Annotated in this window: 11 protein-coding genes and 1 pseudogene; 4 read left to right on the top strand and 8 right to left on the bottom strand. The window is 64.8% G+C overall.

The genetic code is table 11. From position 1 onward, the window contains the following. Positions 1-105, bottom strand: a pseudogene (locus IC50_RS41445) (hydroxypyruvate isomerase); the annotation flags it as partial. 15 nt (positions 106-120) lie between these two features. Then, positions 121-1,038, bottom strand: coding sequence for an L-threonate dehydrogenase (gene ltnD / locus IC50_RS24665; protein WP_035710832.1), 918 nt, complete (start codon positions 1,036-1,038; stop codon positions 121-123). Positions 1,039-1,142: 104 nt separating this feature from the next. Here ltnD and otnC point away from each other — a divergent pair, with 104 nt between their 5' ends. Next, complete coding sequence (gene otnC, locus IC50_RS24660) at positions 1,143-1,826, top strand: 3-oxo-tetronate 4-phosphate decarboxylase (protein ID WP_035710830.1); 684 nt, start codon at positions 1,143-1,145, stop codon at positions 1,824-1,826. Continuing rightward, entirely contained in the window at positions 1,823-2,035 is a 213-nt protein-coding gene (locus tag IC50_RS24655; protein WP_035710828.1) for a hypothetical protein, read from the top strand. The genes otnC and IC50_RS24655 overlap by 4 nt, the downstream gene beginning before the upstream one ends. A 171-nt stretch (positions 2,036-2,206) precedes the next feature. On the opposite strand, the gene IC50_RS24650 is transcribed toward IC50_RS24655, so the two are convergent. The 6 genes from IC50_RS24650 to IC50_RS24625 all read right to left on the bottom strand — a co-directional run bounded on the left by IC50_RS24650 (position 2,207) and on the right by IC50_RS24625 (position 7,798). Then, positions 2,207-2,911 carry an ABC transporter ATP-binding protein gene (locus tag IC50_RS24650; RefSeq protein WP_035710826.1) on the bottom strand — a complete coding sequence of 235 codons (705 nt, stop codon included), beginning with the start codon at positions 2,909-2,911 and terminating at the stop codon, positions 2,207-2,209. Further along, positions 2,895-3,626, bottom strand: coding sequence for an ABC transporter ATP-binding protein (locus tag IC50_RS24645; RefSeq protein WP_018315620.1), 732 nt, complete (start codon positions 3,624-3,626; stop codon positions 2,895-2,897). The genes IC50_RS24650 and IC50_RS24645 overlap by 17 nt, the downstream gene beginning before the upstream one ends. Beyond that, positions 3,623-4,618: a branched-chain amino acid ABC transporter permease gene (locus IC50_RS24640; protein ID WP_035710821.1), complete on the bottom strand. Its 996-nt coding sequence runs from the start codon at positions 4,616-4,618 to the stop codon at positions 3,623-3,625. Before IC50_RS24640 ends, IC50_RS24645 begins: the two co-directional genes overlap by 4 nt. Then, on the bottom strand, positions 4,618-5,496 hold the full coding sequence (locus IC50_RS24635) for a branched-chain amino acid ABC transporter permease (RefSeq protein ID WP_035710818.1): 879 nt from the start codon (positions 5,494-5,496) through the stop codon (positions 4,618-4,620). Before IC50_RS24635 ends, IC50_RS24640 begins: the two co-directional genes overlap by 1 nt. A 152-nt stretch (positions 5,497-5,648) precedes the next feature. Then, positions 5,649-6,893 carry an ABC transporter substrate-binding protein gene (locus IC50_RS24630; protein ID WP_035710815.1) on the bottom strand — a complete coding sequence of 415 codons (1,245 nt, stop codon included), beginning with the start codon at positions 6,891-6,893 and terminating at the stop codon, positions 5,649-5,651. Between the two features lie 89 nt (positions 6,894-6,982). Beyond that, positions 6,983-7,798 (bottom strand): putative hydro-lyase, encoded by an 816-nt coding sequence (locus IC50_RS24625; protein ID WP_035710812.1) that lies wholly within the window; start codon positions 7,796-7,798, stop codon positions 6,983-6,985. A gap of 120 nt (positions 7,799-7,918) precedes the next feature. On the opposite strand from IC50_RS24625, the gene IC50_RS24620 reads away from it, so the two are divergent. Then, entirely contained in the window at positions 7,919-8,836 is a 918-nt protein-coding gene (locus IC50_RS24620; RefSeq protein WP_035710811.1) for a LysR family transcriptional regulator, read from the top strand. Positions 8,837-8,961: 125 nt separating this feature from the next. Beyond that, positions 8,962-9,467, top strand: a 506-nt coding sequence (locus IC50_RS24615; RefSeq protein ID WP_035710808.1) for a M20/M25/M40 family metallo-hydrolase, incomplete at its 3' end; no start/stop codon positions are given.

The raw sequence follows: 9,467 nt of genomic DNA, 5'->3' as shown, positions 1-9,467 counted from the left end.
GAGAAACTCGACGGCGGTGAAGCCGGCTTGCGCGGCCGCGTCGAAGCGGTCGAGGAACGGCACCTCGGTGAACATCATCGAGAGATTGGCGGCGAAACGGGGCATCGGAGCTCCTCTTGCTTACTTGTCACCGGGCAGCTTGACGCCGGTGACCTGCGCATACATCCGCGCCACCGATGCGTCGTCGTCGCGGCCCATGCCGGCGGCTGATGTCATCAGGAACATCTGAAGCGCAGCGGCGGAAACCGGCACAGGGAAGCGGGCGGTGCGCGCCATGTCCTGGATGATGCCGAGGTCCTTGACGAAGATCTCGACCGCGCTGCGCGGCGTGTAATCGCCGTCGAGCACATGCGGCATGCGATTCTCGAACATCCAGGAATTGCCGGCGGACGCCGTGATGACCTCATAGACCTTGCGGATGTCGAGGCCCTGCCTGGCCGCGAACGCCATGGCTTCGCTGGCCGCGGCGATGTGCACGCCGGCCAGCAACTGGTTGATCATCTTGAAGGCGGCGCCCTGGCCTGCGGCATCGCCGAGCTCGTAGAGCTTTGCGGCCATGGCATCGAGCGCGGGCCGCGCCTTGGCAAAAGCGGCGGGACTGCCGGAGGCGAGGATCGTCAGCTCGCCCTGCGCGGCGCGCTGCGCCCCGCCGGAGATCGGCGCGTCCAGGTAATGCCGGCCGGTCGCCTCGAGCTGCTTGGCAAGGCGCCGCGCCACGTCGGGATCCATGGTGGCCGAGGATATGAAGACGCTGTCCTTCGGCATGGTCTCGGCGGCACCATCCTTGCCGAACAGGATCGCCTCGGTCTGCGCGGCGTTGACCACGACGCTGACGACGCTATCGGCCTCCTTGGCCGCTTCGGCCGGTGTCCTGGCCCCCGCGCCGCCATCCGTCACGAAGCGCGCCACCGCGTCAGTCGAGACGTCGCAGCCGGTCACGGCATGGCCGGCGCGCTTCAGCGAGGTCGCCATGCCGAAGCCCATCGAGCCGAGCCCGATGACGGCGATACGCTGATTTTGTGACGTGGAGGCCGACATGCAACTGATCCTTGCGAACGTTTCCCGGGCGGCCGCCCTTCGCGGCGGCTCAGCGAACCGATATCACGGCTTGGCCACACTGCCAAAGCGTGAGACAAGCAGGCATGACGGCCATGAGAAGCGAAACGAGCAACGAGACAAGGCTGCGCGAGGATATCTGCCGCTTCGGGCGGTCCCTGTTCGAGCGCGGCCTGACGCCGGGCTCCTCCGGCAATATCAGCGTCAAGATAGACGACGGCGGCTGGCTGGTGACGCCGACCAACGCCTCGCTCGGCTTCCTCGACCCCGCGAAGCTGTCGCGGCTGGATAGAGGGGGACGGCTGGTTTCGGGCGATGCGCCGACCAAGGAAGTTCCGCTGCACGCCGCGCTCTACGACACGCGCGGCAGTGCACGCGCGATCGTGCATCTGCACTCGACCCATTCGGTCGCGCTCACGATGCTGCCCGAGATCGACCCGCGCGCCGCATTGCCGCCGATGACGGCCTACTACCTGATGAAATGCGGCGCCACCGCACTCGTGCCCTATTACCGCCCCGGCGATCCCGCTGTGGCTGACGCGATCAAGGGACTGGCGGGAAAATATTCATCCGTGCTGCTCGCCAATCACGGCCCGGTGGTTGCCGGCGACACGCTGGAAGCCGCCGTGTTCGCGACCGAGGAGCTGGAGGAGACGGCGAAGCTGTACTTGCTGCTGCGCGGGATGAACCCGCGCTATCTGTCGCCGGAACAGGTGACGGATCTGGTGAAGGTGTTCGGGGTGGCGCTGCCGGAACAGGGGCACCAATGACCGATCCAACGCGGCCTACACCAAGTGAGATAGAGGCGGCCGCCCGCGTTCTCCACGAGGTTGGCCTACGCCACCACTGGTGGTCTCCCTATAAGAAGACGTACGACGAGCTGGCCGCAACTGATCCGATCGGAAAGGAAGAGTTCGACGCAATCGTCGAAGCAGTGCTGCTGGCGGCAGCTCAGGCAAGGCTCGGGTCGCAATCCTAGCGAACCACTAACCACGCACAGCGACGTCATCCTGAGGTGCGAGCCTTGCGATGCAGCGCATCGCAAGGTGAAGCCTCGAAGGATGGGTGACAGGCGCCCGCGGCGCATCCTTCGAGGCGCGCAAAGAGCGCGCACCTCAGGATGACGGCTGCGATTGCGGCGGCAGTCTAGCTACAGCCCCAGATACGCCTTCCGCACATCCGGATTGCCCCTGATCTCCGCGGACGGGCCCTGCATCAGCACGCGGCCGGTTTGCAGGATGTAGGCGCGGTCGGCGATCTCGAGGCACTCGGCCATGCGCTGCTCGACGATCAGCACGGTCATGCCGGCGTCGCGGATGCGCTTCACGGCCTGGAAGATTTCGTCGACGAGCTTCGGCATGATGCCCTGCGAGGGCTCGTCGAGCATCAGAAGCCGCGGGCGCGTCATCAGCGCGCGGCCTATCGCGAGCATCTGCTGCTCGCCGCCGGAGAGCGTCTCGGCGCGCTGCTCCAAACGTTCCTGAAGACGGGGGAACAACTTGAAGACGAGATCGAGCGGCTCTTCGCGGTTGGCTTCGCCACGGTAGAGGTAGCTGCCGAGGCGAAGATTGTCGCGCACCGACAGCCGTGGAAACAGGCGGCGGTTTTCCGGCACATAGGCGATGCCGGCGGCGGTGATGTGGTGCTGCGCCATGCCGTCGATGCGCTTGCCGTCGAACGTCACCGTGCCCGAGCGCGGACGCTCGGCACCGGCGATGGATTTCAGCAACGTCGACTTGCCCGCGCCGTTGGCCCCGGCGACGCAGACGATCTCGCCCTTCTGGACCTCGATCGAGACCGCGGAGATCGCGACGAGGCCCTGATAGGCCGTCGTGACTTCATGCACCGACAGCATGACGATCTCCCAGATATGCGCTGATCACCTTGGGATCGCGGACGACGTCTGCGGGCTTGCCCTCGACCAGCACCTTGCCGAGATCGAGCACGATGGCACGGTCGACCAGCGGCATCACGATCTCCATGACGTGCTCGACCATCAACACGGTGATGCCGGCATCGCGCACCTTGCGCACCAGCGCCACACCGGTCTGTGCCTCGGTCGGCGTCAGGCCGGTGAGGACTTCGTCGAGCAGCAGCAGCTTTGGTTCGGTCGCAAGCGCACGCGCGACTTCGAGGCGGCGCTTCTCGGCCGGCACGAGGTCGCTCGCCAGCACGTCGGCGCGCGCGGCAAGGCCGGTGAACTCCAAGACCTCATGCGCCTTGCGGCGCGCCTCGCGCATCACGGTGTTGCGCACGAGGGCGCCGACGATGACGTTGTCGATCACTGTCATGGTCTCGAAGCTCTTGACGACCTGGAAGGTGCGACCGACGCCGCGCTGGCAGCGCTCGGCCGCCGGCATGTGGGTGACATCCTCACCGTCGAATAGAATCGAGCCTTGCGTCGGCGGCAGCACGCCGGCGATGAGATTGAACAGCGTCGACTTGCCGGCACCGTTCGGGCCGATCAGACCGACGATCTCGCCGCGGCCAACCGAGATCGAGACGTCGCTGTTGGCGACGAGGCCGCCGAACCGCTGCCAGACGCCGCGGGTTTCCAGGAGCGCCGTCATCGTGTGGCTCCCTTGACTTGGCTCTTGGCTTTTGAGCGGGAGAACAGACTCACCAGTCCCTGCGGCAAGGCCAGCGAGATCGCCACGATCAGCGCACCATAGACGATGAGATCGACGCCGCGCCCGGACCCGCCGATATAGGAGCGCGTCAGCTCCGTCATCGGGATCAGGATGGCGGCCCCCAACACCGGGCCCCAGAGGGTGCCGATGCCGCCGAGCACGGCCGGCAGCGCCATCAGCAGCGAGAACTGGAAGCCCATCACGCTCTCGGGATCGATATAGGCGAGAAACTGCGCATAGAAGGCACCGCCGATCGCGACCAGGAAAGCGGAGACGGCAGCTGCGCCCATCTTGGAGTTGAACACGACGACACCGAGACTTTCGGCCGCTTCCGGATTGTCCTTCACCGCGCGCCACCAGAAGCCCCATTTGGAATCCTCCAGCCACCAGGTGACGAACCAGGCGAGGCAGCACAGCCCCAGCGCGAAATAGAAGTACGGCAGCTTGGTGCGCAGGAACTGGAATTTCAGCCAGCTGTCGCCGCGGATCGGAATGGTGATGCCCATCGCGGCTCCCGCCCATTCCCAGTTCTGGAACAGCAGCAGACCGATCTCGGCGATGACGATGGTCGCGATCACGAAGTAGTGGCCGCGCAGGCGGAAGAAAGGATAGCCGAGCCCCATCGCGATGACGGCCGCGATCATGCCGCCGCCGAGCATGCCGAACCAGGGCAGCACGCCGAACTTGGTGAACAGCAACTCGGTGGTGTAAGCGCCGATGCCGAAATAGAGCGCGTGGCCCAGCGATATCTGCCCGCAATAGCCGGACAGGATGTTCCAGCTCTGCGACAGCGCCGCGTACATCAGGGTCAGGATCAGGATGTTCTGGACGTAGACGTCCTTGACGAACAGCGGCGCCAGCGCTGCGAGCCCGGCCAAAACGGCGGCGATAATGAGGTCGCGGCGGCGCCGCGCGGCAAAATTCTTGTCCATCACATCGACCCGAACAGGCCGCGCGGCCGGATGAAGACGACGAGGAGATAGACGGCATAGATGCCGACCGACTTCAGCGAGGGCGGCAGCACCAAGGCCGTGACCGCCTCGACGAGGCCGACGATGATGCCGCCGGCAAAGGCGCCGAACACGCTGCCGAAGCCGCCGAGCGCGACCGTGACATAGGCGATCAGCGCAAAGGACGCGCCGACATCGGGATAGATGTAGAAGAACACCGCCATGATCGCGCCGGCGAGGCCGACCAGCGCGGCACCGAGGCCCCAGCCGAGCGCGAACACACGGTTCTTGTCGATGCCGACCAGCGCGACCGCGCCGGGATCCTCACGCGTCGCTTCCAGCGCGCGGCCGAAATCGGTGCGGTGGATGAAGAAGTAGAGCCCGGCGAAGGCGAGTATCGAGACCAGCGCGCCGACCAGCTGCGGCTCCGGCAGGAAGATGCCGGCGACCGAGATGGTTTTGCCGCCGAGCCAGGACTGCGGGATGCTGCGATAGTCCGGCGTGAAGAAGAATTGCGCGAGACCGCGCATGACGATCGCGAGACCGAAGGTGGAGAAAATCTGCACCATGCCCGCATTGGCCTTGGCCCTCATGGCGAAGCGTACAATGAGCAAATAGACCACCGCCCCGAACACGAACAGCGCCGCGGCGACCAGCGGCGCCGACAGCAAGGGATCGATGGCGAAGAACGCGAACAGGAAGAATGACACGTACATCGCGATCATCAGGAACTCGCCATGGGCAAAGTTCACGACGTCCATCAGGCCGAAGATCAGCGCGAGGCCGACCGCGATCAGCCCGTAGAGCAGGCCCATGAGAAGGCCGCTCGCGAGACTCTGGATGATGGCTTGGGCTGTCAAAAGTCTGTCCCCCGAAATAGATCCCCATCCTGAGGAGCGCGCACAAGCGCGCGTCTCGAAGGATGGCCCAGCCCTCTTCCTTCGAGACGCGGACTACGCCCGCTCCTCAGGATGAGGGCGGGAGCTACACCTGAGCTCCCGCTTTCCCAATCTTACTTCATCGGCCAGATCGCTTCGGCGATCGCGGCCTGCGGCGGGAAGATGGTGACGAACTTGCCGCCGACATATTGCAGCAGCACCGGATCGGCGTCGTTGTTCTGCCCCATCTCGTCGAACTTGACGCGCTTCCAGGGCATGATGGTCTGCTCGCCCGGAATGTCGGTCGCGGCCAGCGCGTCGCGGATCTTCTCGCCGTCGGTCGACTTGGCGCGGTTGATGGCGTCGGCGAGGATGATCAGGCCCATGAACTGACGCGAGGTGAGATCGTTGAAATCCTTGCCCGACTTCGCCTTGAACATGTCGTTGATCTTGCCGACCATCGGACGCTTCTGCGCGAGGTCGAGCGAAAAGGTGCCGCGCGAGATCACGCCTTCGAGCTTGTCGCCGACGGCATCATAAAGCGCCTTCTCGGAGAAGCCGGCGTCCTGCGCCACGATCGCATTCGGCTTGTAGCCGAGCTCGGCCATGGTCTTGACCAGGAGGATGCCGTCGGTGGTGTAGCTCGAGGGCATCAGCACGTCGGCATTGGCGGTCTTGAGCTGCTGCACCTCGGCCGAGAGCGAGGGCGAGTTGGCGCGATACTTGATGTCGGTGACGATCTTGTAGCCGCGCTCGCCGGCGATCTTGGTCTGGGCATTGCCGGAGTCGGTGCCGAAGATGGTGTCCTCGTGGAACAGCGACAGCGTCTCGATCTTGGCGCCCTTCTTCTTCATGGCATCGAAGAAGTCGAACATCGCGGCCGAGTACATCTCGTCATGCGGCGCAGCGCGGAAGTAATATTTCAGGCCGCGGCGATGCAGGCTGGGCGAGGAATTGTCTGCGGAAACGAACGGGACCTGGTAGCGTTCGCAGATCTGGCTGACGGTGACCGCGACGGCGCTCTGATAGGTGCCGATGATGGCGCTGACCTTCTCCTGCGTGATCAGGCGCTCGGCCTCGGCGCGGCCCTTCTGCGGATCGGCCTGGTGGTCGGCGAACACGAGACGGATCTTCGCACCGCCGAGACCCGGCAGGCCCTCGCCTTTCGCCAGCGGCAGGTCGAAATCGGTGTTCTTGTTGATGACTTCGAGCGCCGTCTCATAGGCTTTCTGCGCGTCGACGCCCTGCTGCGCGCTGCCGCCGGAGAACGGATAGATCACGCCGATCACGACTTCCGAAGTCTGTGCACGCGCTGCCAGCGGCACGAGAGCGGCAGTGGCGGTGGCTCCCAACAACACGTCGCGGCGAGTGATCGTCATGGCAAAGTCCCCTGTTACTGAATTTCGACTGATCGAATGAAGCGATTGGTGGATGCGGTAAAGCCTGAAGAAGCAGCAGACGCTGCCTGCTAAATCACGGACATGTTCCTGTTCTTCAGATCCGTCACCAGCATCAAGCCAGGCGAGTGCGTGATCGCGAACGGGAGTTTCGCCGCGTTGATCACCGATTGCGGAGTCACACCACAGGCCCAGAACACCGGAATCTCGTCGTCGGCGACCGGAACGGGATCGCCGTAGTCGGGCTTGCCAATGTCCTTGATGCCGATCAGGTGCGGATGGCCGAGATGCACGGGCGCGCCGTGCACGGCGGGATAACGCGAGGTGATCTGCACCGCACGGATCGCATCGGCCGGCTTGAACGGGCGCATCGAGACCACCATGGGACCGGCAAACGGTCCGGCCTCGCTGCAGGCGATGTTGGTGCGGTACATCGGCACGCGCACATTGCGCTCGATGTGCCTGATCGGCATGCCCTCTTCGAGCAGAGCCTCCTCGAATGAGAAAGAGCAGCCGAGCACGAAGGTGACGAGATCGTCGCGCCAATACTTGGTCACCTCGGTCGGCTCCTCGACGACCTCGCCATCGCGCCAGACCCGGTAGCGCGGCACGTCGGTGCGGATGTCGAGATCGGCGCCGAGCGAAGGAATGAAAGGACTGCCGACATCGGACATGCCGATGATCGGGCACGGCTTCGGATTGAGCTGGCAGAAGCGGTGAAAGGCGCCGGCATAGGCCGCCGGCAGGATCGCGAGATTGCCCTGAACGAACCCGGGAGCGACGCCGGCAGTGGAGGCGACCAATCCCTCGCGGTAGGCGAGCCGGGCCTTGCGGCTCGGGAGTGTGTCGGGCGTTTCAGTTTGCTGCGCTGCCACCAAAACAGTCATGCGATCGACCTGCCTATAAACTCGACAAAGACAAGCCAACACCAAGCGTGCTATAAAGTCTAATCGTCGTTTCTAATCAATCTCGATAAATCTCATTTATCGACGGGGACAATCCTTCCGATGCTGGACTTCAGGTCGATCGAGACGTTCCTCTGGGTTGTCAAGCTCGGCAGCTTCCGGGGCGCCGCACAACGGCTCAACACGACCCAGCCGGCGATCTCGCAGCGCATCGCCCAGCTCGAGCGCGAGATGGGTGTGAAGCTCCTCAACAGAGATCATCGCGTCGCCTCACCGACACCGAGCGGCCGGCAGATGATGGTTTATGCCGAGAAGCTGATCGGTCTGCGCGCCGCGATGATGGCGGAGATCGGCGACCGGACGGCGATGCGCGGTGTCATGCGCCTCGGTGTCGCCGAAACCATCGTGCACACTTGGCTGCCGCGGCTCGTGAAGAGCGTGAACCAGGTCTATCCGAACCTGTCGCTGGAGATCGAGGTCGACATCACGCCGAACCTCACCGCGCGCCTGCTCGCGCAGGAGATCGAGCTCGCTTTCGTCGTCGGACCCTTGTCCGCCTCCGGCGTGCACAACCGCGTGCTCGCCGATTATCCGATCGGCTTTCTCGCAAGCCCTTCGCTGGGGCTCGGCAAGGGCCCGGTGACCCCGGCGGAGCTGGCGCGGTTTCCGATCATCACCTTCCCGCGCAAGACCAAGCCTTACGAGGTCGTCCGGGAGGTGTTCGACCGGCCGGAGCTGCCGCCGATCCGGCTGCATGCCTCCGCCTCACTGGCGACGGTCATCCACATGGCGGTCGAGGGGCTCGGTATCGCCGTGATCCCTGACGCCATCGTCGAGAACGAGCTCGCCGACGGACGGCTGCAGCTGCTCGACACCGACCTCGCGATCGCCCCGCTGACCTTCACCGCGAGCTGGCTCGCCTCGCCCGACGTCGTCGCCGTGGAGCGCGTCGCCGAGCTGGCACGGCAGATTGCGCAGAGCAGCCTCGCGGTTGACGCGCCCGCGCCGGCACGTCATTGAAAAAGGCGCCGGACAACCTTCAACGTCATTCCGGGGCGATGCGACAGCATCGATCCCGGAATCTCGAGATTCCGGGTTCGGCTCTTCGAGCCGCCCCGGAATGACAGCCAAAAATGGACTGACGCATGAGCCGAGCCGCCACGAACCTGCAGATCGATTCCGCCCGCCTCTGGGGCTCCATCCATGAGACCGCGCAGTTTGGCGCGACGGCCAAGGGCGGCGTGCGCCGGCTGACGCTCAGCAGCGAAGACAAGCAGGTTCGCGACTGGTTCCGCCAGGCCTGCGCGGATGCCGGCCTCGAACTCCACGTCGACGCGCTCGGATCACAGTTCGGCCTGCGCAGGGGCCGCGACATGTCGAAGCCGCCCGTCGGCATCGGCTCGCATCTCGACACCCAGCCGACCGGCGGCAAGTATGACGGCATCCTGGGGACGCTCGGTGCGCTGGAAGTCATCCGCACGCTGAACGACGCCGGCATCGAGACCGAGGCGCCGATCTGCGTCGTCAACTGGACCAACGAGGAAGGCTCGCGCTTCGCACCTGCAATGATGGCTTCCGCCGCCTATGTCGGCGACTTCACCACCGACGACATCCTGTCGCGCAAGGATATCGAAGGCACGACCGTCGGCCA

Source organism: Bradyrhizobium genomosp. I (2014) (assembly GCF_000261685.1).
Lineage (GTDB): Bacteria > Pseudomonadota > Alphaproteobacteria > Rhizobiales > Xanthobacteraceae > Bradyrhizobium.
Note: the sequence above shows the minus strand (reverse complement) of the source record. Positions and strands in the feature narration are given on the sequence as shown.

Coding starts and splice junctions, on each gene's coding strand:
- ltnD (WP_035710832.1), bottom strand. CDS start 1,038: ATGTCGGCCTCCACGTCACAAAATCAGCGTATCGCCGTCATCGGGCTC.
- otnC (WP_035710830.1), top strand. CDS start 1,143: ATGACGGCCATGAGAAGCGAAACGAGCAACGAGACAAGGCTGCGCGAG.
- IC50_RS24655 (WP_035710828.1), top strand. CDS start 1,823: ATGACCGATCCAACGCGGCCTACACCAAGTGAGATAGAGGCGGCCGCC.
- IC50_RS24650 (WP_035710826.1), bottom strand. CDS start 2,911: ATGCTGTCGGTGCATGAAGTCACGACGGCCTATCAGGGCCTCGTCGCG.
- IC50_RS24645 (WP_018315620.1), bottom strand. CDS start 3,626: ATGACGGCGCTCCTGGAAACCCGCGGCGTCTGGCAGCGGTTCGGCGGC.
- IC50_RS24640 (WP_035710821.1), bottom strand. CDS start 4,618: ATGGACAAGAATTTTGCCGCGCGGCGCCGCCGCGACCTCATTATCGCC.
- IC50_RS24630 (WP_035710815.1), bottom strand. CDS start 6,893: ATGACGATCACTCGCCGCGACGTGTTGTTGGGAGCCACCGCCACTGCC.
- IC50_RS24625 (WP_035710812.1), bottom strand. CDS start 7,798: ATGACTGTTTTGGTGGCAGCGCAGCAAACTGAAACGCCCGACACACTC.
- IC50_RS24620 (WP_035710811.1), top strand. CDS start 7,919: ATGCTGGACTTCAGGTCGATCGAGACGTTCCTCTGGGTTGTCAAGCTC.